This window comes from Paenibacillus sp. GYB006 (assembly GCF_036577645.1).
Classification (GTDB): domain Bacteria; phylum Bacillota; class Bacilli; order Paenibacillales; family Paenibacillaceae; genus Paenibacillus.
This window is the reverse complement of sequence record NZ_JARBDA010000001.1, coordinates 329,692-351,967: the sequence shown is the minus strand read 5'-3', so window position 1 is coordinate 351,967 and position 22,276 is coordinate 329,692. Positions and strand designations below refer to the sequence as shown.

General features: G+C 38.6%; 31 protein-coding genes. 5 read left to right on the top strand and 26 right to left on the bottom strand.

What is annotated here, in order from left to right; translation table 11 throughout:
• Positions 1-159: 159 nt before the first annotated feature.
• The 16 genes from PV403_RS01725 to PV403_RS01650 form a co-directional block, all read right to left on the bottom strand.
• Positions 160-633, bottom strand: a complete 474-nt coding sequence (locus PV403_RS01725; RefSeq protein WP_332083401.1) for a DinB family protein — start codon at positions 631-633, stop codon at positions 160-162.
• 46 nt (positions 634-679) lie between these two features.
• Positions 680-1,465: an alpha/beta hydrolase gene (locus PV403_RS01720; RefSeq protein WP_332083400.1), complete on the bottom strand. Its 786-nt coding sequence runs from the start codon at positions 1,463-1,465 to the stop codon at positions 680-682.
• 67 nt (positions 1,466-1,532) lie between these two features.
• A complete protein-coding gene (locus PV403_RS01715; RefSeq protein WP_332083399.1) occupies positions 1,533-1,916 on the bottom strand; it encodes a VOC family protein in 384 nt (127 codons plus the stop codon).
• A 50-nt stretch (positions 1,917-1,966) separates the two neighbouring features.
• The gene (locus PV403_RS01710; protein WP_332083398.1) at positions 1,967-2,362 is read right to left on the bottom strand and encodes a GNAT family N-acetyltransferase; all 396 of its coding nucleotides are present in this window, start codon (positions 2,360-2,362) and stop codon (positions 1,967-1,969) included.
• 39 nt (positions 2,363-2,401) lie between these two features.
• The gene (locus PV403_RS01705) at positions 2,402-3,001 is read right to left on the bottom strand and encodes a hypothetical protein (protein WP_332083397.1); all 600 of its coding nucleotides are present in this window, start codon (positions 2,999-3,001) and stop codon (positions 2,402-2,404) included.
• A gap of 458 nt (positions 3,002-3,459) precedes the next feature.
• Positions 3,460-3,780 (bottom strand): DUF3139 domain-containing protein, encoded by a 321-nt coding sequence (locus tag PV403_RS01700; RefSeq protein WP_332083396.1) that lies wholly within the window; start codon positions 3,778-3,780, stop codon positions 3,460-3,462.
• A gap of 90 nt (positions 3,781-3,870) precedes the next feature.
• Positions 3,871-4,485, bottom strand: a complete 615-nt coding sequence (locus PV403_RS01695; RefSeq protein WP_332083395.1) for a M24 family metallopeptidase — start codon at positions 4,483-4,485, stop codon at positions 3,871-3,873.
• 24 nt (positions 4,486-4,509) lie between these two features.
• Positions 4,510-5,043, bottom strand: a complete 534-nt coding sequence (locus PV403_RS01690; protein WP_332083394.1) for a hypothetical protein — start codon at positions 5,041-5,043, stop codon at positions 4,510-4,512.
• 20 nt (positions 5,044-5,063) lie between these two features.
• Positions 5,064-6,095 carry a serine hydrolase domain-containing protein gene (locus PV403_RS01685; protein WP_332083393.1) on the bottom strand — a complete coding sequence of 344 codons (1,032 nt, stop codon included), beginning with the start codon at positions 6,093-6,095 and terminating at the stop codon, positions 5,064-5,066.
• Positions 6,096-6,104: 9 nt separating this feature from the next.
• The gene (locus PV403_RS01680) at positions 6,105-6,623 is read right to left on the bottom strand and encodes a DNA topology modulation protein (protein ID WP_332083392.1); all 519 of its coding nucleotides are present in this window, start codon (positions 6,621-6,623) and stop codon (positions 6,105-6,107) included.
• Between the two features lie 35 nt (positions 6,624-6,658).
• Complete coding sequence (locus tag PV403_RS01675; RefSeq protein WP_332083391.1) at positions 6,659-7,294, bottom strand: histidine phosphatase family protein; 636 nt, start codon at positions 7,292-7,294, stop codon at positions 6,659-6,661.
• Between the two features lie 105 nt (positions 7,295-7,399).
• A complete protein-coding gene (locus tag PV403_RS01670) occupies positions 7,400-8,311 on the bottom strand; it encodes a PhzF family phenazine biosynthesis isomerase (protein ID WP_332083390.1) in 912 nt (303 codons plus the stop codon).
• A gap of 45 nt (positions 8,312-8,356) precedes the next feature.
• Positions 8,357-8,845 carry an NUDIX domain-containing protein gene (locus PV403_RS01665; RefSeq protein ID WP_213533265.1) on the bottom strand — a complete coding sequence of 163 codons (489 nt, stop codon included), beginning with the start codon at positions 8,843-8,845 and terminating at the stop codon, positions 8,357-8,359.
• Entirely contained in the window at positions 8,835-9,443 is a 609-nt protein-coding gene (locus tag PV403_RS01660) for an HAD family hydrolase (RefSeq protein WP_332083389.1), read from the bottom strand. The genes PV403_RS01665 and PV403_RS01660 overlap by 11 nt, the downstream gene beginning before the upstream one ends.
• A gap of 6 nt (positions 9,444-9,449) precedes the next feature.
• A complete protein-coding gene (locus PV403_RS01655) occupies positions 9,450-9,869 on the bottom strand; it encodes a cytidine deaminase (protein ID WP_213533269.1) in 420 nt (139 codons plus the stop codon).
• A 192-nt stretch (positions 9,870-10,061) separates the two neighbouring features.
• Positions 10,062-10,475 (bottom strand): hypothetical protein, encoded by a 414-nt coding sequence (locus PV403_RS01650; protein WP_213533271.1) that lies wholly within the window; start codon positions 10,473-10,475, stop codon positions 10,062-10,064.
• A 224-nt stretch (positions 10,476-10,699) separates the two neighbouring features.
• Here PV403_RS01650 and PV403_RS01645 point away from each other — a divergent pair, with 224 nt between their 5' ends.
• Positions 10,700-10,990, top strand: coding sequence for a hypothetical protein (locus tag PV403_RS01645; RefSeq protein ID WP_213533273.1), 291 nt, complete (start codon positions 10,700-10,702; stop codon positions 10,988-10,990).
• Positions 10,991-11,006: 16 nt separating this feature from the next.
• Here the strand turns inward: PV403_RS01645 and PV403_RS01640 are convergent, their stop codons facing one another.
• The 3 genes from PV403_RS01640 to PV403_RS01630 all read right to left on the bottom strand — a co-directional run bounded on the left by PV403_RS01640 (position 11,007) and on the right by PV403_RS01630 (position 12,831).
• On the bottom strand, positions 11,007-11,603 hold the full coding sequence (locus tag PV403_RS01640) for a DJ-1/PfpI family protein (RefSeq protein WP_332083388.1): 597 nt from the start codon (positions 11,601-11,603) through the stop codon (positions 11,007-11,009).
• 110 nt (positions 11,604-11,713) lie between these two features.
• Complete coding sequence (locus PV403_RS01635; protein WP_332083387.1) at positions 11,714-12,250, bottom strand: shikimate kinase; 537 nt, start codon at positions 12,248-12,250, stop codon at positions 11,714-11,716.
• A 35-nt stretch (positions 12,251-12,285) separates the two neighbouring features.
• The gene (locus tag PV403_RS01630) at positions 12,286-12,831 is read right to left on the bottom strand and encodes a GNAT family N-acetyltransferase (RefSeq protein ID WP_332083386.1); all 546 of its coding nucleotides are present in this window, start codon (positions 12,829-12,831) and stop codon (positions 12,286-12,288) included.
• A 375-nt stretch (positions 12,832-13,206) separates the two neighbouring features.
• Between PV403_RS01630 and nirB the strand changes: the two genes are divergently transcribed.
• From nirB to PV403_RS01615, 3 genes are all read left to right on the top strand, one after another.
• Entirely contained in the window at positions 13,207-15,636 is a 2,430-nt protein-coding gene (nirB, locus tag PV403_RS01625) for a nitrite reductase large subunit NirB (protein WP_213533281.1), read from the top strand.
• A 29-nt stretch (positions 15,637-15,665) separates the two neighbouring features.
• Positions 15,666-15,992, top strand: coding sequence for a nitrite reductase small subunit NirD (gene nirD, locus PV403_RS01620; RefSeq protein WP_213533283.1), 327 nt, complete (start codon positions 15,666-15,668; stop codon positions 15,990-15,992).
• Between the two features lie 66 nt (positions 15,993-16,058).
• Positions 16,059-16,844: a formate/nitrite transporter family protein gene (locus tag PV403_RS01615; protein WP_213533285.1), complete on the top strand. Its 786-nt coding sequence runs from the start codon at positions 16,059-16,061 to the stop codon at positions 16,842-16,844.
• 74 nt (positions 16,845-16,918) lie between these two features.
• On the opposite strand, the gene PV403_RS01610 is transcribed toward PV403_RS01615, so the two are convergent.
• The 7 genes from PV403_RS01610 to PV403_RS01580 form a co-directional block, all read right to left on the bottom strand.
• Entirely contained in the window at positions 16,919-17,227 is a 309-nt protein-coding gene (locus PV403_RS01610; protein ID WP_332083385.1) for a hypothetical protein, read from the bottom strand.
• A 178-nt stretch (positions 17,228-17,405) separates the two neighbouring features.
• The gene (tnpB, locus tag PV403_RS01605) at positions 17,406-18,494 is read right to left on the bottom strand and encodes an IS200/IS605 family element RNA-guided endonuclease TnpB (RefSeq protein WP_213533535.1); all 1,089 of its coding nucleotides are present in this window, start codon (positions 18,492-18,494) and stop codon (positions 17,406-17,408) included.
• Complete coding sequence (gene tnpA / locus PV403_RS01600; protein ID WP_249717327.1) at positions 18,478-18,855, bottom strand: IS200/IS605 family transposase; 378 nt, start codon at positions 18,853-18,855, stop codon at positions 18,478-18,480. Before tnpA ends, tnpB begins: the two co-directional genes overlap by 17 nt.
• 258 nt (positions 18,856-19,113) lie before the next feature.
• Positions 19,114-19,371, bottom strand: a complete 258-nt coding sequence (locus PV403_RS01595) for a hypothetical protein (RefSeq protein ID WP_213533289.1) — start codon at positions 19,369-19,371, stop codon at positions 19,114-19,116.
• A gap of 81 nt (positions 19,372-19,452) precedes the next feature.
• Positions 19,453-19,803: a hypothetical protein gene (locus PV403_RS01590; RefSeq protein WP_213533291.1), complete on the bottom strand. Its 351-nt coding sequence runs from the start codon at positions 19,801-19,803 to the stop codon at positions 19,453-19,455.
• Positions 19,804-19,955: 152 nt separating this feature from the next.
• On the bottom strand, positions 19,956-20,282 hold the full coding sequence (locus tag PV403_RS01585) for a hypothetical protein (RefSeq protein ID WP_213533293.1): 327 nt from the start codon (positions 20,280-20,282) through the stop codon (positions 19,956-19,958).
• 26 nt (positions 20,283-20,308) lie between these two features.
• The gene (locus PV403_RS01580) at positions 20,309-20,533 is read right to left on the bottom strand and encodes a hypothetical protein (RefSeq protein ID WP_213533295.1); all 225 of its coding nucleotides are present in this window, start codon (positions 20,531-20,533) and stop codon (positions 20,309-20,311) included.
• A gap of 348 nt (positions 20,534-20,881) precedes the next feature.
• Between PV403_RS01580 and PV403_RS01575 the strand changes: the two genes are divergently transcribed.
• A complete protein-coding gene (locus PV403_RS01575; RefSeq protein WP_332083782.1) occupies positions 20,882-22,264 on the top strand; it encodes an AraC family transcriptional regulator in 1,383 nt (460 codons plus the stop codon).
• The last annotated feature ends 12 nt before the right edge of the window (positions 22,265-22,276 follow it).

Here is a 22,276-nt window from a genome sequence, read left to right as displayed (position 1 = left end):
CTCTCTCTTTCAAAATTCCTTATTTTGTATTTTAAACCATATGAAAGAATTTATCTTTACCTAATTTGCTTCCTATTGTAGAAATAAAAAAGCAGCTCCGCGAAAATCTAGTTCTCGCTTCACTGCTTACGATATTGAATTAAATTGTGCCTTCTCTAGTTATATCGAAGTTGATTTATAGCTTTCATTTAGGCAAAGCTTCGCAATGTAGAAAATCTGTCCCATATGCTCGGAATAATGAGCTGCGCACTGATGCAAAATGTCTATATTTGTTCGTTCCTTATTCCTGACTAATTGTGTTTGCTCTAACTCCCTATCTGTCAGTTTACTCACGATATCAATTAAAAAGTTAAAATTCCCTTCTACTATGGCAGTTAACTCGGCTTTTGAAATAGATACAGCTGAGAATTCAGCTTCTCGATCTCGGACTATATTTTGGTGCAATATTCCCTTGGCGATTCTTTCTTTTATATTCCCTTCGATATGAAGTACTAAATTAGCAATACGATGACTCTGCTCATTCGGCTTCCAATTCAATTGTTCCTCGCTGAGCTGTTCCATGACAAGGAGAATCCTTCTCTGTATCTCCTGAAATTTCTTAACAAGCCATTCTCGATTGAACTGATAGATCATATAACACCTTCTTTTCTTTATTAGATATTATGTAGAGGGAATGCCTTTAATCTTCCATTATATAATGCATTTCTTTTAGGTAGTTCTCTATATCTTTTGTTGTTTTTTCAAAATACAGATTCTCATGCCTTCCATAATTGAAAAATCCATGCTCCATACCCTCATAGGTCAAAAACCGTATATCATTTCCGGCTTCCTTCATCTGGTGAATGAATTCTTTATTCTCTTCATATAGAACATCGCCAGTTCCACACATCCACAGGGTCCGCGGTAAACAACGATTGATATGATGCTTAGGCGAGATCGTTTGCGACATAGGCACCAAGTCAGGAAAGAGCCGAGTTGTAATATCAACGGCATCCATACCCGCCGCAAAAATAATAAGCTCGCTCACGTTATAATCGGTTGTATTATTCATTTCATCATCGATCTCTGGGAACATGAAAGCCGAAACAGTAATATATCCGCCCGCCGATGCACCGCACACAATAATGCGATTCGGATCTATTCCTAACTCTAGGTGATGATCCTTGACCCACCGAATGCTAGACTTCACATCACAGATCGCTTGTACAGGTGTGAAATCATCATCCGATCCATTCCGATAATCAACGCAAATACTTACAATCCCTTTACTTGAAAAATGTTTAGCTTGATGCTGAAATTGATCTGGAGTTATTGGATTTTTCTTAAAACTCCCACCATTAAAAAATAATAGAGCCGGTCTATTTTCTCCTTCTGATTCCGGTTTGCTAATGTACAAATGTAAGTCCCGATGTGCCTTTTTATAGACTCTTTTCTCTACAGGAATATCAAAAGTAAAATGTTTCATTATTCCACCACCTCAGCTTCATACGCCAACATAAAAACTTACTACTCTTCAGTTGATTTCCCTATCTTCATTGTTGTTTCTTGCCAACTGCAATCCATCTTCGGTCAATATCCTCAAACACAAATTCCTTATTGTTATAGTCTGTCGTGGTTAGCGGCCTTACTATCGTAACGCCTAACTCACCGAGATCCTTCTCCATTTGCTCTTGGTCATCTGTTATAAAATAAGCATCATAACCATACCCATGAATTTCTCGATTCGGAACGATGTTTTCAATATTTGATTGGGTTAAAACAATTTCAATCCGATCCTTATATAAACAAATATGAGGTTCATCTGATTCAAGATAACGTACTTCCCGAAAACCAATGCTTACATAAAATGCTGCTGTTTTGTCCATATCCGTGCTTGGAAACATTTGAAGACAGTTCGTAAAACCTTGATGAGACATGTTTTTCACCCTTTTTTATACTTTATGATAGTCGTATGTTTGTTCTCTGATTATTTCTTTCTTTTCATTACAAACGCTTTATCTGCTTTTTCAAATCCTAATCGAGGGTAATACTCTACTGCTCCTGGTGCAGAAAGAAGTACCAAAGAACACTCCTCTCCAATTTGAGCTTGTACACGATGAACCAGTTCTGTTCCAATTCCATCCTTTTGGTAGGCTGAATCTACTGCTAAATCAGATAAATAACAGCAATACGAATAGTCCGTTATCGCTCTTGCAACTCCGATCATTTTCCCATTAGTCCATGCCGTAATTAATATATCCGCGTTATCTATCATCCTTTGTATTCTTTCGTAGTTTTCATAAGGTCGTTTAATTCCGGAATTTTTAAAAACTTGTGCAACATCACTCGCATTCTGCACTTTTTCCTCTGAGTAAATAATCATGTAATCACCTCCTTCCTTTTTCAAAAAATTCACTAAAACCTATTCTGTGTACTTTAAAGTTTTTAATATATCGATAAATTGCGGTAAGACCGTTTTACTTTCGTCCTCAAAATAGGAAAGACGTATAACGAGCTCTGTACCTTCGATATTCACACGGAAGAAATCTTCGTATTTTATTTTTATTTGGTCTGCACCATCATGTATTTGAGACCCCATATACTCTTGATATACTTCAAGTTCTTCTCTCATCACTAACGGATCTAGACTTAGTTGATCTGGACTGAATATACTGATTAATGAAGAATGGGGACCTTCAAATTCATTACCGTCATGGAACTTCTTCTCGTTAATAAAATCAGGAACATAGAATCCAACGGGAAGAAAATCATGCTTGATAAACTTGGTCATGTATTTTTCTCCCGATATTTCAATCTCTTTTTCAGCAATACCATCGTATTTGCTTACATCCGCAAACAAATTTATTTTGGCATCATCTAATTCAGTTGTAGGAGGATTAGTTGGGCCCTGATTGTTGGTAGAGGAAGGAATCTCCTCTTCCTTTGAGAGTGGTTCTTGATTCGTACACCCGGATAACACAAATAACAAGACGATGGCTGTAATCGATATGATGGTTTTCATATTCGCACATCCTTTTTAACTTGAAATTCGTACTCCCTTGTTATACGAAGCCCAATAAACATATACCCATTCTAAAAAGGGAGTTTACAACTATTTTATTTGATAAAGATTTATGTTCTGATTGTGTGTTTATTACACGAACTTGTTGTAATTTCCTTCTTTTTGCTTTATTCAATCATCATAGTTATAAAGGTTGAAATTCTAATATTACTGATATCTGAGATAAAGTTATTAAATCATGTAAAAAAAAGACAACCCGTCATAATTAAACTGAACCCCGAATGATAGACACTTAAAAAAAGTGACTCCATCGGGGTTCAGTTCGGACAGGCTTGCGGCTTCTCTTTTATTTTCCCGAAATTTATAATGATTCTGAAATAACTTATATAGAGTACAAATCTTCCCCATAAAATCATCTTATGTATCAACATCGTCGTGTAATTCATGCATTCCTCACTCTAATTTCTTGGTACAATGTGCTTTAAGTTAGATAACACAACTCCTTTTTCCTCACCCTCTTCAGTCAACCGAGAGTCAAATTGCATAATTTCATTATGAGCAAAGTACACATATTCCACATAAGGTTCATCCTTAAAGATTACGAGTGTGTAAAAAGAAGGTAACTTCTTTCCCCAAACCCCTTTTACAGATTCTATTTCTTCTCTGCTGTATTTCTCTTCTTCCAATAGATAATTAGTTACTCTATCCGCATATTTGTATTTGTTTACCTGCACGTATATGACAGGCGTTATGACAATTGTAATGATGATAATCACCATAAAAATAAGTAACACTCGTCTTTTTATAATCTTAACCATATCCTTTATTTTATATTGTCTATAGTTCCTAGCTGCTATGTTTATGATTAATCAAAGGTTAATTACATTTTCAAACTTTGCCCCATAGTTTCCTTTGCCTATATGAGGTTCAATGGCCCACCTGTTTCCTTTTAGTAACGTACTGCTGTTGTCAGGACTTATGAAAATCCGGTTTGCCTGGTTGTCCTCGTCTTCAATGGAATGTCCAATATTCCCATTTGGGTCTAGTAATTGGTAACCCATTGACTTTATTAGACTGTCACAGTAGGCAAATAATTCTCCGATGGTATTACATCTTTTTGCGTAATCAAAGGTCTGTTCGAAAATAAACTTTGCGTCTGCTGCAAGACGGGAATATGCTTCATTTTCACCAATCACGATGGTTTCTGAATAATCTCCCCAATAACCGTTTACCTTCGGGCTAAAATCGATCAGTACTATGTCATCCTTCAATAAATAAACATCATCAGAGGGTAGATGGTTCGCCCGGGTGCAATATCTCGAATTCGTATTGAAATTGACAAGCATGGGGTACCATACATCTTCCGCTCCTAGGGAATGCATTGTTTTTTCACAAATATCTGCAAATTGCTTTTCGGAAATACCTGGTTTGAGATATTCTTTAGAGATTTTACACGCTTGTATTGCTAATTCTTGTGCATTCATAGGATACTCCTTCGTAATGTAATATTATTGATATCTCTTTATCACATCATCATCCCAGATCTGAACCTCAATATATCGTTCCGGTCCTTTATCGCCATGTTCATTCCAATCCTGCGGCATTCCATACTTGTCTATTACTTTTATAATCTCCTGCTTTGTATAGACTTGTCTGCGATAGGGTTTATCATCCTGAACTCGCATGGTTGGGAAAAGATCTCCATATGTAAAACTAATTGATGGCTCTGTGAAATCATCCCAATCTAGTACAATCCAATCCGGATTGGTGTACCATGTTTTAAGCCAATCACACGCTCCTAATGTCATGTAATGAGGGAATGAGTTTTTTGGCTTACCGCCTTTAGCAATAAATTGTTCTCTTGCAAGCATTTCAAGTTCTCTTCTAATCTCGATATAATCAAGAGACCTTTGACTCGCAAATGTTTTTCCTTCTTTATTAATTTGTTTAGAAATATCTACCGCTTTTTGCAGAGGTAAACTTGAAAGGTTCCTAAATGGTCCAGTTTTTCTATCAAAATAATGATACAAAAAGTAGTTCATATATGTTTTCCTTTGCATTTTTATTTCACTTTTCCAATTAACTCTCCTGAATTCATATCCAACGCCTCAATCACTTTATTTCCAAACTCTCTTATATCCTCCAAATAGTTATAACCACTCTTGTTGTGTACTTGATTGTACATCCGTACCGCTACTGCACGATATTTAGGAATAACCAGACAAGCACACCCGGTTATGCCAAGAATTTGATATGCCTCATCAGGTACATTACTGCCTATTTGATTTAAGGGTGAATTGCTTCTTTGCAGCCACCAAATGAAGCCTTGTCTTGGTAAATGAGATGGCAATGTCTCTGGTGTATGAGTATTTGTAATTCTATCAAAAATAGATTCCGGGAAGACCTGTTCACCCTGGATTTTCCCTTTGTTAAGATGCAGATTCCCCCACAATGCTAATTCCCTAGCACTGACAAATAAATTACTCTGCTCCCCTGCAGGACTGTCATTCGGTCCAACACAATTATCCTTGTGATGATAGTAATTATAGATTAATCGTTCTTCATACTCAGTTCGCCAGCCCGTCTCAACTAGTCCCGCTGGTTCTAATAATGTATGTTGAATATAGTCGGCTAGTGATGTACCTGTTACACATTGAACTAACTCGATTAGAAGGTTAATACCAGTATTCGTATAAGCCCAGTCTGTACCAGAAAAAAAAGAGCTCACTACCTTCCCTTCACTACTATCCAGACCATGCGTATGAGTTAAACAATGCCGTATCGTTATTCCCTTTATCAGATCTGGAACTTCATTTATGTAATGTTCAATTGCATCATCTATGCTATGAATCATTCCAGATTCGATAAGCAAGCTGATCACAAATCCGAGGTAGGTCTTTCTAACAGAAGCCACATTAAATTGGGACTCTGCATCAACCATTCTAGATGAAGCAAACGAGTCATGCCGTCCTGAATACCACTCATTAACTACTATGTCGTTTTGAATAATATATGTCGCAGCAGCTGTAGCATTAATCTGCCGCTGGATCTCAGATACATATTGATTTAGTGTACTAAATTGTATGGAAATCACCTCTCATCATTAGTCTAATACTCCATCTGTCCTGATCTTATTTAATAACCTTCGGGCTTCGCCAGGGCTATTGATAATGATGATTTTTTTATCTACATGTTCCTCTAGCTTTTTTAATATATTCGGCCTCTTATCTTTCCTGAAATTCCAGCCATACTTAATAAACGGCCAGTCAATCGACTCCGGACAACCTTCATTTAAATCAGGCCTTGTCTTGCCATGATATTGTACTCTGCGTTTGATTACTCGGTATGTCGTGATCACAGGTGATATATCGAAAAATATAATAACGTCCGCTGCTTGTAACCGTATATCCAGTGTTCTTCCATAGTGTCCATCTATAATCCACTGATCTTTCGCAACTAATTGCCGGTTAAAATCATCCCATTCAGCCCTCGGAGTTTCGATCCAACCTGGCTTCCAGTAGTAGAGATCTAAATGATACACAGGCAAACTCAATATTTCCCCAAGTTCTCGTGAAAATGTTGACTTACCCGAACCGCTTGAACCAATGACCATAATTTTCATTGTTTTATTTTCCTTCTTTATCTATTAGATATTCTTCAAGAGGTTGATTCCTCTGGTTCATTCATTTCATTCATTAAATGTTCTATTGAGGCAAAACGATCAATCGTATAATTCTGACCATCAAAAGTAAGTGTAGTAATCGAACATTCAGATACTAAACTGCTTTGTTCCGCGATGAACTGGGGATGAAAATGATGGAGCACTTCCTCTGAAAATGTATTCACAGTATAATCAGTAATCAATCCTCCATGGGTAACAATGATAATATTACTTCCAGATGGATATTGTTCTGCTAGACTCGTTAATAAGGAGGACATTCTTTTAGAAGCGGATTTCACAGAATCACCTATAGGAGGAATATAGTCTGGTTCCCGAGTACATTTATCCCACATCTGAATAAATTCCTCAAATGTCTGTTCCGGTAGATCTCCCCAGTTCGCACGCTCCCGTAAACGGTCATCTACGATGATCTCTACGTTTGTTTTAGCTGCAATATACTCTGCCGTTTCTATAGCTCTTCGAAGCGGACTAGAGATGATTGCATGGATCGGTATCCTACTAACATGCTCAGCAGTAGATTGTGCTTGAATGATACCTTGTGGAGTGATTGGAACATCACCTATGGCTTTCTCCTTTATTCCATGCCTTACTAGAAAAAATGTAGTTCCCATCTACCTCACCTCATGTCATTGTTAAATGTTTACCTATTAAGCCAAGTTTCTAAGGACGGAATTAGATCTTTGTAGGCTCAAGCTGAATATGATAGGATTCATTTACTATACGTTCTCCTCCGCTAGTCCATACGACACTTCGAATTCTCCGACATAGACGCCTGTCCCTGACACATATACGTCCATACTCTGTTCACCACGGTTAACCGTTACCCATATACTTCCCTCACGTCCCACTTCTTGTCCTTGCTCAACCAGAAAATTCACCTCAGAAATATCATGGTTTAGATAAGTTAGATAATAAGCGCCCATAACTCCAGAAGCTGTTCCCGTTACAGCATCCTCAATGGTTCCTGAATAGGGAGAGGAAAAATGTCTTGCATGCATAAAAGCATTCTGATCTACCGTTTCCAAGCTGAACGGATGAATGGATGCTTTTGAATTTTGGGTAAGAATCTCAGGGAACATAGAATTAGTGGGCTTCATTTTAGAGAAACTATGTACATTTTTGATAGGTAGTAACAGGGTCCATGTTCCCGTACTTCCATACAGAATCGGCATTGTGGCATCAATTTCTTCTTCGGTGATCCCGATACTTTCAGCAAGCTTTGATACAGACCCTTGGAATCCTGTAAACTGAGGTTGATCTTGCTTCATTGTAATAAAGAGCTCACCATTTCTTGTTTCAAAAAAGATAGGCAATACTCCAACATTCGTTTCAATTTCTAACTCATTTCGATCCGCGTGAAGAACCCCTAAAGTCTTTAAACAATACATAGCAGCAATAGTTGCATGTCCACATAAATTGATCTCGTGTCCCGGGGTGAAATATCTCAATTTTACATCAGCCTTCTCGGATCTCAGCACAAATACCGTCTCATTAAAACCTACGGATTGTGCTATGAATTGCATTGATTCCTCATCTAAATCATCTGCATCCAGTACAATCCCTGCTGGATTACCTTTATTAGGTTTAGAAGAAAAAGCATCATAATGCAGCACTTTTCTGAGTCTCATGCGCCCGTACCTCCTAATTTTGAAAGGATTCACTAAGTTTCCCCCTTACAAAAGGTTTGGTAAGTAATAATTATATGATCTATACATATTGTTAGTTTTAATCTTACTTCCTTCAACTAATCCATTTTTTGTTTGCCAAGCATTTAGTATGATTGCTTTGCTTAGTTCAATAATCTCTTTAGATTTCTCTATTTCACTTATGTCCCAGTATTTAATATCAGCGATTTCATTTTCATCTTTTTTTAGGGTTCCTGATACAAGCATGAGTTCAAATACTACATATACATTTGTTTGCATCCCTTCATTTTGGTGCTGCGTTCCAGAACGAAGACAAACTACTCTTGCAGTTTTCGTATTTAATCCTGTTTCTTCTTTAAACTCTCTAATTGCTGCTTCTTCAATGGATTCACCGGATTCAAGGAAGCCACCTGGTAACATCCACATACCTTGATTAGCACCATATTTGATTTTCACCAATAAGACTGAATCATCTTTAAACAATACGCCTCCACATGAAATACTGCTATTGTTCATACGAATCCTCCCCGAGTCCTAATAGTCCATTTATATGTACAATCCATTTTCCGTTCTGATCTGCAATATAGGTGTTCCATAACCTTTCTTGTGCGGGTTTCAGGTTTTTTTCTTGATCGTCTATATACCATACTTGTCCATTTGGGTTCAGTTTCTTATGAAGAAGCTCGTATATTTTAGGATCAGGTTTACACAGTCTAACTTCACTTGAGATGGTCAGACTCTTTATATAAGGCAGCATGGGTTTAAATAGCGGCTCGATCCATTCTGCCCGGTGATTGCTAAGGATATGAATGTCAGTGAGCTTACTCCACATTGGAATATAATTAAAAGCGGGTAAATACCCGAGATGTTTGAATAATATCCGTTTTGCTTCTTCGTTTTCTATCGAAGGGCACTGTATCTTGAGCCATTGCCAAAAGTCATCTTCACTTATCTTTCCAGACCATAAAGATTCACGAATTTCCTTTTTATATTGGGCTCGTAAATGTTCATGCGGGATATCCGCTTTTTCCGCAATCTCATACCAGAACGTCGGAGAAAGATTGGTGATAAGTACTCCGGCTGCATCAAGAATCAGTTGATATGGGTGGCTCATCCTATTCTATTCCCCTCTTTTATATTTCTCCGGAAGCAATTCACTAACTTTTACTTTTATGTACTGATTTTCTTTCTTTAAAATTACATTTATCTCCGGTCCATAATCACTTATTAATTCTCTACAGATCCCGCAAGGAGAAACGACTTCTATTTCTTGTACTTCTTCAGTTAGATCCGGATGCCTTACTGCTACAATCGTATCAAAATCGCATTCCCCCTCTGAAATTGCTTTTCCTAATACAACAGCTTCAGCACATACGGACACTCTTCCGATATAGGCCTCTAAATGAACGGCTGAATAAGTCTTACCGGTTTTCGTTCTTATTGCTGCTCCCACATGGTGTTTTCCCTCTTTATATAATTCTTTTATCGTTTTTTTCGCAGCATCAATCAGCTGTATGTCTTCATTCGTTAATGAACTCATAGATTACACTCCTATTCTAAATACCGCATTCCATTATTTTTCCAGCAAAAAGCAATTCTTATATAATTCAAGTACTCCTCTGGGGTTGAACATCAAATTCGTTTAATATAAACCGCGGAACGTCGAATACAGGGTCACCGCTGACCCCTTTAGTGCCTGTTCATGATAAATCTACCTCCGCTCCATTCGAGTTCATCGCTCTTCTTTCTCGTTTAAAATCTCCATCATCGTCGCTTTGGCTTTCTCATCTAATATATAATGTCCGGTATCCTCATGATCAGTAAGTAGATTTGATCCATCAGATATCCACATAGACAATTCCCTTTTTTCCCCGTTCTTTAATGTTAGTTCTGCCGCATAGTCCGCTGGACGTATATCAAGCTGTCCTTTATCAAATATCCCGCTGCTTATTGCATTCAGATAACGAACCATTTCTTCTTGTGGTAGGGTTATGACAGTGCCGTCTCCCATCTGTAGATCAACTCCGCTAACGTCTTCTATGCTGATCGAGTGTTTATTTCCCCAAGTCATATTTGCAACATCTTGATTCTGACAACCTGTCAGCAATATTGCGAGAAAAATAAAAACCATGAATATTTTTTTCATAGTCAGCTCTACTTTCTAACACTTTCGTGCTTTATAGGATCGAGATAAATCCAGCGTTCATATAATTCATCCACCTCATAAAATGGGCCGTTTTGCTAAATAAGAGAATTTGTGTTCGATGTGTTACTATATTAAAGAAACATTCAATTTCGAAAGTACCTCTTAGAACCAATTCAAGTCGCCAGAAAAAATACAAATATATTGATGAAATGAAGGGATCTTATATGCTATTAGCTCTATTAATCTTCTGTATTCTGTTCTCCATCTTATTTATTGTGAAAAGTGAAGATGGACGATACTTATCAAAACTCTCTTTACTTGTTTTCGCTCTGTCCATAGTAATCAATATCTTACTTATCAACGATGCTGTATTTATTGGAACACAAAATGATACTGAGTTTTTATATCTTTTTGAGATCCACCTGAATGACGTATTTACGTATGTTAGAGCGATTACTTATGTTTCTATTATTTCTTTAGTATGTTATTTTGGATTTCATGCGGCGAATAAATGAAGTCTCAATAACTTGACTACAGAATTTCCCGATTCCATCCATACTCTAATCTTGAAGCAGTTTCTACAGCTCGCTCTTCACCTAATAATTTGGAGACCACATGCAAAGAAGCATCCATTCCAGCCGTAACGCCTGCGGACATCACGATCTTGCCATTGTCTACATACCTAACATCTCTCAAGATTTCACAATCCTTAGGTGCCACTTGTACTAACAAGTCCATAGCCCGCTGATTCGTTGTTACTTTAAGTCCACTTAATAAATTCGCCTTTGCTAGCAATAGGGCACCTGTACATATGGATAATACAATTTCTGAATTTTCCGAGGTACGTCTAATCCACGATGTCAGTTCTAAATTGTTCATTTCAGTCCTAGCCCCTATACCTCCAGGAACAACTAGAATATCGGGCTTCGGACAATCACTAAAGTTATATTTAGGAGCAACGGTAAAAGAACTTATCGTATTTACTAACTCCGACTTCTCGCTGACTGTATACGTATAAAAGTCTTTTCCCCAATCGCTTGCGGTGGCAAATACATCAAATGCTCCGCAAAAATCTAAGCCATCGACATGTTCATACAGCAGTACGGCTACATTCCTTTTTCTTGTCACCAAGATCAGCTCCTAAATATATGAATTATCAAATCATGAACCAGGCTTGATCGCTCTCCAAATGAATTTATGTTCTCTAACGCCAATTCTTCCGTTAATGATATTTTCATTTAATTTCTTCTCAATGTATAACTCATAATTTCTCTCATCGTTTCTTCAGGAGTATGATTTTTCGTATAAATAATATATTTCGCTAACTTCTCATTGGAGTCATGCTCTACAAAATGTCGATTAAAATCAAGTTCAGAGCGTTCACATAGAATCTGTGCAGACTCTTCTCTATTTCTCGAAGGGATTAATAGAAAAACAAAAGGTTCGTTATGCAGCGCTCGATCTACTTTCTGAAATAAAGCTTCCTCTTCATAAACAGAATGCCCTGCACCAAAATCAATAATATGATCTGTATATTCTTCAAGAACCCGAACAACCAAGTGAGCTTCAAACGGCTTCCAATATTTATACTTCTCCCAAAAACCATACTTTTCTTGCAATTCTAAAGCATGATTGTGATCATAATTTAATTCTTCGTAATATTTGTATCTTATGTCATCAAGCGAACATCTCGGCATTCCTGTCTTTTGAGATAACAACTCAGCAACCGTTGATTTCCCCGCACAAATTGGTCCAATTAAAATAATATTCGCCATTCGTTTTTCTCCCATGCAAATTACTATTTTCCCTCTTAAAATATATATTCGTCCCTTAACAATCCGTAGCACACAATGTCTTCATACTCGCCCCACTTTTTAACATGCTGTCTTAATAATCCTTCATATTTCATACCAATCTTTTGCATAACTTTACCTGATGCAGGATTTCTCGCTAAATGACGAGCATAGATTCGGTTCAGTTTCATTTCTTCAAATGCATAATGCACGATCCCTTTTGCAGCTTCTGTACAATATCCATTACTCTTATACTTTCTTCCAATCCAATAGGCGAGTTCTCCATGATCAAAATTCTTATTGCATCCAATCGTTATCGCGCCAATCAAATAAGATTCCTCTTTATGTACAATAGCTAAAGTAAGTGATCTTTCTTCATTAAAATGTTCAGTATGTGTATCGATCCAAGCCTTTGCCATCCCATCCTCATAAGGATGCGGGATATATAGTGTCGTCTCAGCAATATACTTATCGCCTGCTAATTCTTGGACCTGCTCGGCATCCTCTTGACGAAATGGTCGCAAGGAAAGTCTTTTTAATGGAATCGTCGGTAATTCTTTCATAGAACATCCTCCTTCATACCTGAATGGAAAACACCACTTTGTTATTCCATAAATATACATATATTTACATCACGATTCTACCCTCTACAGTTAAAATATAAAATAAATGGATAAATGGTCTTTATGTCTACTTCCACTTTTTTCATTCACAAAAAATACATAATTCATGTGATTTTACTCACTCTATGTAATTTAAAAGTCTATATTATTAAATATATAAAGAAGTCAATTATTAACAAGCTACACGCAATTGGAAATGAAAATGCTCTCTTTTTTTAAATATTTATGTGAAAAAAGTCACATACTTAATTTACCTCGCTTACTATAAAAATAACTTTGCAGGATATCAGTGGAATCGATGAGGAGGAACTAACTATGACACAAAAACAAAAGCTTGTTGTTGTTGGTAACGGAATGGCTGGCATGAACACAATTGAACAGCTTCTTAAACTTACAGATCAATACAGCATTACAGTAATTGGTGCTGAGCCCCACCCTAACTATAATCGTATCATGCTTTCTTATGTATTAGAGGGAAGCAAGACGATTGATGATATTGTAATTAATGATCGTGCATGGTATGAATCGGCCGGGATTCACCTGGTTACAGGTAAACGCGGTACGAAAATTAATACAGAACAAAAAACAGTTCAAATGGATGATGGATCGGCAGTTGACTATGATCGCCTGATTATCGCGACAGGTTCGAATCCATTTATTCTCCCTATTCCGGGTTCTGATCTCGAAGGTGTCATTGGCTTCCGCGATATTGAAGACTGTGAGACGATGATTGCAGCAGCATCGAAGTATAAAAAAGCTGCTGTCATCGGCGGTGGATTGTTAGGCCTGGAAGCAGCGAAAGGACTTGTTCAGCTAGGCATGGATGTAACTGTTGTTCATCTGCCTGATTATCTCATGGAACGTCAACTTGATGTAACTGCAGCTAAAATGCTGGAAAAAGAACTGGAAAGCCAAGGTATTAAATTCGCATTAGGTAAACAGACCTCTGCTTTAAAAGGGGATACTCGCGTTACCGGCCTTACTTTTACAGATGGTACTGAGCTCGAAGCGGAGTTAGTCGTTATGTCTGTTGGTATTCGTCCAAATACGGAACTTGCAAACAATAGTGGAATCGAAGTAAATCGCGGTATTGTTGTTGATGATTACATGCAGACTTCTGTACCTGATGTATTCGCAGTTGGTGAATGTACGGAACACCGCGGCACATGCTACGGTCTCGTAGCACCATTATTTGAGCAAGGTGCGGTACTTGCGAAGTCCCTTGCGGGCGTGGAAACAAAGCCATACGAAGGATCGATCTGCTCCACGAAGCTTAAAATTTCGGGCGTTGATGTATTCTCAACCGGTACTTTTATGGAAGAAAAACAACATACAACCATTACAATGCATGACGGATGGAAAGGTACGTATAAAAAGATTGTAATGCAGGACAACGTAATCGTTGGTGCTGTACTATTTGGGGACATTGATGACTCTTCCCGACTTGAGCGGTTCGTTAAAAAAGGCGAACTTATGACGGAAGAATTGTATGCAGAATTAACAGGAACAGGCGGATGCTGCGGCGGTGGTGCCAAAGCGAACGTAGCAGCTGAACTAACTGATGAAGATATCGTCTGCGGCTGTAATGGTGTAACGAAAAAAATGATTGTCGATGCCGTTACTATTGACGGTCTAACTACTCTTGATCAAGTGAAAATGAAAACAGGCGCATCCCGCTCTTGCGGCGGATGTAAACCGCTGGTAGAACAAGTAATGCAGCTTGTCCTAGGAAATGGATTTGATGCAGAAGTTAAAGAAGGTATTTGCGGTTGCACAACGATGTCGAGAGATGAAATTGTTGAGGCAATTAAACAGCAAAATCTTCATACCGTGGCAGAAGTAACGAAAGCTCTGGAATGGAGTCAACCAGAAGGATGCTCGAAGTGCCGCCCTGCTCTGAACTACTATCTCGGTATGCTGTGGCCAACCACTTATCAAGATGAACCTGCTTCTCGCTTTGTTAATGAGCGTATGAACGCGAATATTCAGAAAGACGGAACTTATACCGTTGTTCCTCGGATGTATGGCGGTATGACAACACCACAGGATTTGAAAAAGATTGCCGATATATCGATTAAATATAATCTGCCTCTTGTGAAAATGACAGGCGGTCAACGGATCGGCATGATGGGTGTAAAAAAAGAAGATCTGCCTAAAGTGTGGGAAGAGCTGAATATGCCATCTGGTTATGCTTATGCGAAATCCCTGCGTACCGTTAAGACTTGTGTCGGCTCTGCTTATTGCCGTTTTGGTACACAGGATTCCCTCCATATCGGTGAACTGATTGAACGTAAATTTGAACGTATCGACTTCCCTGCCAAAGTTAAATTTGCAGTGAACGGTTGTCCACGTAACTGTGCAGAATCTTGTACAAAAGATATTGGTATCGTCGGTAATGACGGCGGCTGGGAAATTTATGTAGGCGGTAACGGCGGTATTAAAGCAAGACTTGCTGATCTGCTATGCAAAGTAAAAACAGATGAAGAACTAATCGAAATCAGTGCTGCTGTACTTCAGTTCTACAGAGAAACAGCTAAATATTTAGAGCGTACTTCGGATTGGGTAGAACGTGTGGGACTTGATCTCATTCAACGTAACACGGTAACAGACGTAGAACAACGGAAACAGCTTGCTGAGCGAATGGATATTGCACTAAGCCGTACGGAAGATCCATGGCAAAAAGTATTGAAAGATCAAAAACTGAAAGAAACCTTATTTGAAAAAGTAGTCGTTGCGAAATCTTAAGTATACAATGCATAAAGGAGTGTTCATAGATGTCTAATACGATCACCGAAAAGTCAGTTTATATCGGGACGACAGATGAATTTTTAGAACGTGTAGGAAGAACGGTTGTGATTGAGGACCTCAAACTCGCTATATTTAAAACTGCTGAACAGATCTATGCACTGGAAGATCGCAATCCTCATCCCAAAGGCGGGCCTTTGAACGAAGGGATTGTCTCTGGACCCTATGTGTATGACCCTTTGTATGATTGGAAAATTGATATGCGGGATGGATGCGTTCAAGCACCGGACGAAGGTCAAGTTCGCACGTTCCCCGTTTTTGTAGAAGAAAATAAAATATATGTTACAATAAGTTAAAATCTGGTGATATAAACACTATTAACTAATCGTTATTCGTAACCATTCATAAGGCAGGGGAAGACGATGTTCCAATCAACGATCGAACTGGTTAATCAGTCAGTAGAAGCGAAAAAGAAGCTTATGCAAACAAGTTTGTTACGTTACTTCATTGCTGCCATGCTTGCAGGGGCTTATATTGGAATTGGTATTATGCTTATTTTCACAGTAGGCGGTTCATTCAAAGCCGCAGGCTCTCCAGCCGTTCAGCTCGTCATGGGGATGTCTTTCGGCATTGCACTCACACTTGTCATCTTTGCAGGTTCTGAATTATTTACCGGTAACAATATGCTCTTCACAGTAAGCAGTTTATCGAAGCAAACCTCTTGGGCTTTTACATTTAAGAATTGGGCAATCGTCTTCTTCGGCAACTTGCTTGGCGCTGTCGTACTTTGCCTTCTGATCTATGGATCTGGTGTGTTCGGAAAAATCCCGCCAGATCACCTGCTCTTTACAGCCGCTGCAGGAAAAATGACCATGCCTATTGACCAATTGTTTTTCCGTGGCATTTTATGTAACTGGCTCGTATGTTTGGCTATATGGACATCGATGAGAACGAAAGAAGACACAGCTAAACTTATTCTCATCTGGTGGATGCTGTACGCATTTATTGCGGCAGGATTCGAGCATAGTGTAGCCAATATGTCACTCATGACCATTGCTCTTATGCTGCCTGGGCATCCAGAAACGATTACATTTGCAGGATGGCTGCATAATATAATTCCTGTTACTCTTGGGAATATCGTTGGCGGCTCCGTTTTTGTAGGTATGGCCTACTGGTTTATGAGTTCGGCAAAATCGAAAAAACAATAAAAAAGATAACCCCTTTGTGATTCACTTCGGCACGGTCCATCCGGCCTGAAGTGCAGCGCACAAAGGGGCTTTTTTTATAACAAAGATTCAGCAATAGATATGACCCAATCCCGGTCACTACCTTCCGTTCCTATCTCATATTGCAGCGCCTTACCACGTGAGTCCATTTCAATCCAGATCAATTGTTGTTTCTCATCATCTCCAATGTACACAGCCTCATTCCCTCGTATCTGTACATTTTCATATGTATAGTCCTCTAGATCGGATAATTGAATTCGGCTTTTTGTAGTTCCAAATATTCGGAACTCAAAATCCCGCCCCCCCTTGTTATAAGTGACACTTAAACCGACTAATGTATGATTTGGCCTCAGATCTCGCAACACTACGTGCTTGCCCGTTCTTCTGCTTTCCTCTTATCAAATCTATTTCTTGGTTCGGTGAACTACCCACCACTTACGCTACGCTTAGAAGTGGGGGCTTCTTGGGAAGTAGAACCTTTTGATAGCATTCTATATGAACCAAGCTAACAAGGTCGTTCCGACCTCTAAAATATAGACCATCTTACATAGCTAATTTGACCAAATTGAGAGAAGCGTTATAATCTCGGTCATGTTGTGTGTGACAAGAAGGACATGTCCATTCGCGCAAGTTGAGATTTTTCACGTCTGCATGTTTGTACCCACAACTTGAACATAATTGGCTGCTTGCATAGTTTTTGGGAGCGATGATGACATCTCGACCTTTCCACATTGCTTTGTACTCAATCATGGTTCTGAATTGCGACCAGGATACTTCACTAATGGCTTTCGCCAATTTGCGATTTTTTTGCATATTCTTCACTTTTAGGTCTTCCATCACAATGACTTGGTTTTCGTTCGTAATGACATGACTAATACAGTGAAGATAATGGGCACGTTGATTGGCGATTTTCTCATGAAGTCTCCCTACTTTCAATCGCATTTTTTGGCGATTGAAAGACCCTTTCTTTTTGCGAGAAAGGGAACGTTGCAAAAAAGCCAATCGTTTTTCCGCTTTACGAAACCATTTTGGATTTTCGTATCGTTGCCCGTTTGATAAGATGGCGAACTCTTTCAACCCCACATCAATGCCCACTTGTGTGTCCAGTTTCGGAAATAATTGCTCGTTTTCTTCCACCAAAACGGATACGAAATACTTATTTGTTGGGGTTTTCGAAACGGTAGCCGATTTAATAGTACCAAAAAATGGACGGTGTTGCTTGATTTTGATAAGTGATTTGAGTCTCGGTAATTTCAACTTCCCATTTTCAATTGAGATGGTACCTTTTTGGTTATTGGTTGTGTAGCTGTGATAGTTTTCTTTTTTACTTTTGAATTTTGGGAATCCGACGGATTTATCCCGAAAGAAATGAGCATATGCCTTGTTTAGATTCATTTGGGCGTTAGCTAAAGCTAAACTATCCACTTCTTTTAACCATTCAAATTCTTTCTTATATTGAGCGGGTGTGGGATATTTAATCGTTTTATCTTCTTTTTCATGCAATTCTTTATATGAAGATATTCTGTCCGCTAACATTTTGTTGTAGACAAAACGAACGCAACCGAATGTTTTCGCAAAGAATAGACGCTGTTCGCTGTTTGGATAGATACGATACTTATACGCTTTTAGCACGCCCTGCACCTCGCTTTTCTCCTTGATTTTCAATATATTTTTTGATGACATCCAGTGTTGCACCGCCCGTGGTCAGCAGACAAAAACTTCTCGACCAGAACATTTCTTTCCATAGCTTCTTTTTTACTTGTGGGAAGTCCCGTTTTATCAGTCGAGAACTTGCACTTTTGTACGCATTAATGAATTTGGTTAATTCTGTATTCGGATGCGCCTTGAATAAAACGTGTACATGGTCACTATCATGATTCCATTCCATCAATGTTACGTTGTAGTTTTCAGAAAGACGTAAAAATATGTCTTTTGCGTATGTTGAAAGTGCATCAGCAAACACCATTTTTCTATATTTAACCACTAAAACCAAATAGCACTACAATAAGAAGACTGAATGGTTATTACTATCTAATTTCATTTATACACCAGCCTTTCACACTTATAAGACTGATTCTATCATTACATCATTACATACCGAAATCAAAAACAAACCCCTTTTGGCTTTGCCAAACCGAATTCCATCTCCCACCTAGACATGGGGCTATTCGCCCTTTCACATGTTTTGAGGAAGGAGAATTCTTTCGAAAAGAATGTTAAATTATCAAATCCATAGTACACCTGAATATTCTCAAGTTCCGCATCCATAGGAAATGAGAGTTCCCACGGAGAGGCTTTTTCTCTTAAAGCAAGTAAGACCTGCATTCCATTCTACTGCTTTATAATTCTTTTGTTGGCTAATCTTTTTTTCACCAGCATCTGCGATATAAATTCCCTTACCCATACCAGGCTTTAGTTCCTTAATAATGGCCTCCATCACGTTGTTCCTGTTAAGCGAGTCGATGTCTAGTATTCCTAGTACATTTCCTTTCTCATCTTTCATTTCCACGGAAGACCCTCCCTCTCCACAGCATATTTGATGTATAAATTTGTTGTTAGATGAAGTTATTTTGAGTATAAGGTAATATTGTTATTTATTCTTGAATTCTGCTTTTGACAAAATCCTTTTGTCGCCTAGGAAAGCAACAATAACATTGAAGATGAAGAGCAAATAAGACATAACTGCGAGATTAATTCCTACGAAATAAAGTACCCCGACGGTAACCATACACAGTAAATAACATACCGTGGGAACGAGCTTTTGCTTAAGAAGTGCCATGCGTTCCATACTTTGATCAGTCGGGTTCTTGTAGGCTTGCTTTATTCTAGCTCTTGCTTGTCCCAATAGATATGCGTAGTATACAACAACTATAGATATTAATGTAACTAAGACTATTCGAACGTAAGTTTCTACCATGATCTCGTTTGAATTATCAATCATACCCTCCCTTCTGCCCCTTAGTACAGCGTATTATTAATAAGAATTAAGTATCTGAACTAAGGAACCCATGTCACATGATATATAAGTAATGATACCTTATTAAGTTATACTAGCAGGATATTTCCAATAAGCTTCATTAACTCCCCATAGGTTTACAATAAGCAATTTATAGCTCTGCTCAAAGCAGTGTTCCAAGGTTTTGATTCAATTAGTTTAATTTCATTTCTCTTACAGGTATCTGCTATCCAGTTTCCATATGAAATACTTACTTCGGCTCTGTCATGTTGTAATTCGCCACCTTCTCTTGCTAAATAGTTCTGCACGATTTGATTTTTATCTGATTCATGTATAAATATTGATTTCACCTGCGAGTTATCGAAAGATAATGTAAATTCGGGAAGGATAAAATCGCCTTCAATAATGATAGGTAATTTATCCTCAATATGCCTGTTTGCAAGCTCTCTTAATACTGGAACCATCTCTTTGCTGACATCAATCAGCCAGTCTACCGTCCCGTCAACTCCAACATATTTCCCATCTTTAACAGAATCCCAATAATAACTACAGGAAAATGCTCCTTTGTTGTAACTGTTTTTACAGATAGATGAACATCATCTACTTCCAAGACATTCACCCCGTAAAATCTAGCAATCTCATAAGCAATACTTGATTTACCACTTCCCGATGCTCCACCAATAAATAAAACTGTCCAATTTCTATCCTTATTCATTTCTAACCTCATTTATATGTTCATCAGTAATGTTAATGGTTATGTAGTTGTTCCATATTATTTTACCTATCTCCTTCTTTTCTCATATCAAATTTCAAAACGGCATACAGAGAGAGCATGAATCAAAGGTGAAGTACTTTATGAGACCAAAGCTGATAAAGCTTAGAAGGTTGATTAAAGCAAACGGGAAACGATAGCACCATGACAACAGGTTGCCGGAGCTTCGGCAGCCTGTTCGACTACCGGGCAGGATTACGTACTAACCGTGTTTCTCCGCCAATATGAGAAAAAACATCGAGAAACCAATTGTTCTCCATGCTACAATGAACGCCATGGAGGTGCACATCCATAGACTATAAGCAAAGAATTCAATCCGCACTTAATTATATCGAATCGCATGTACAGGAAGACATTCCGTGTGAGTCACTTGTAGCGTTAGCCGGCTTCTCTAAGTCACATTTTTTGCGTGTGTTTGAGGCGTACACCGGCTTCACCGTCATGTCATATGTACGCGGTCGCAAATTAGATCTTGCTGCCGAACGATTAAGGAATAGCAATGATAAAATAACGGAGATCGCATATGACTACGGCTTCGAATCCCATGATGTATTCGGAAGAGCTTTCAAACGCGTGTATGGAATAACACCAGAAAACTATCGGAGGGGACGGTTTCTTTTGCCTACATTCCACGCTGTTAATCTCGCACTGCAGCAACAGGGAGCTGAAGCCTTGATAAAAACCAAGCCACATACGATGATCGTAACAAAACCAGCGATGAAACTAATTGGGATAGAATGCCGATTTGAAGATGGTGTATCTTCGCCCGATCTGTGGAAACAATATTTCGAAGAATGGCAACAAACTTTCGGCAATATTGCACATTTGCGGGTTGAGTCAGAAAAAGAAATTGATTATGCACTGACTGTAGATCGAGACGAAAGCGGGTACACCTATTTTATCGGGATCGAAGTGACAAGCGTAGACCATGTACCGTCAGGGACCATAGCACGTCTCATCCCTAAAACGAAATATGCCATGTTCACAGCGATTGGACCCGTTGAGGAGTCGATAGGACGAACGTATGACCATATTTTCAAGGAATGGTTTCCAAGCTCGTCCTTTCAAACAGCTCCCGGTCCGATCATGGAACACTATGATATGCGTTGTGCTACCCATCTCGGCATACCACCTGAAAAGCATGAAATGGATATTTACATCCCAATCGAACCCGTCAAAACAGAAACAAAAGAAATTATTGAACTTCAACCTTACCGAGCAGCATATTACAAGGCTGTGGGCACGAAGGGAAGGAAGTGGCACCAAATAAAGAAAGAAGCATTTGACGTCATGATCGCTTGGACATTATCGCAAGGTATTGATCAATCTAATCTGCGAATTCGAGCGCATAACAACGGAGGTGCTCCGGAGGAGGATTTCTATTACGAGGTTTATATGGACGTTACAGGGATAGATATCTCAATAACAGAGGATTCACTTATCAGCCTGATAGATTTTGAAGGCGGATTGTATGTCGTCACTCCCACACTTCATCGTATGTTGGAGCCGACAGGAGAAGCATTTTGCAAATGGTTTGACCAGCAGGAGAAATATAAAATGACGGGTGAATGGTTCGAGGAATTCTTTATTCATGGCGGAAAAGTTACTTTGGACACACTCATCAGAATACATTTTGAAGCGAAGAGATTGTTGGTTACTGAGGGGAAACTGTAGCTCAATAAAAAC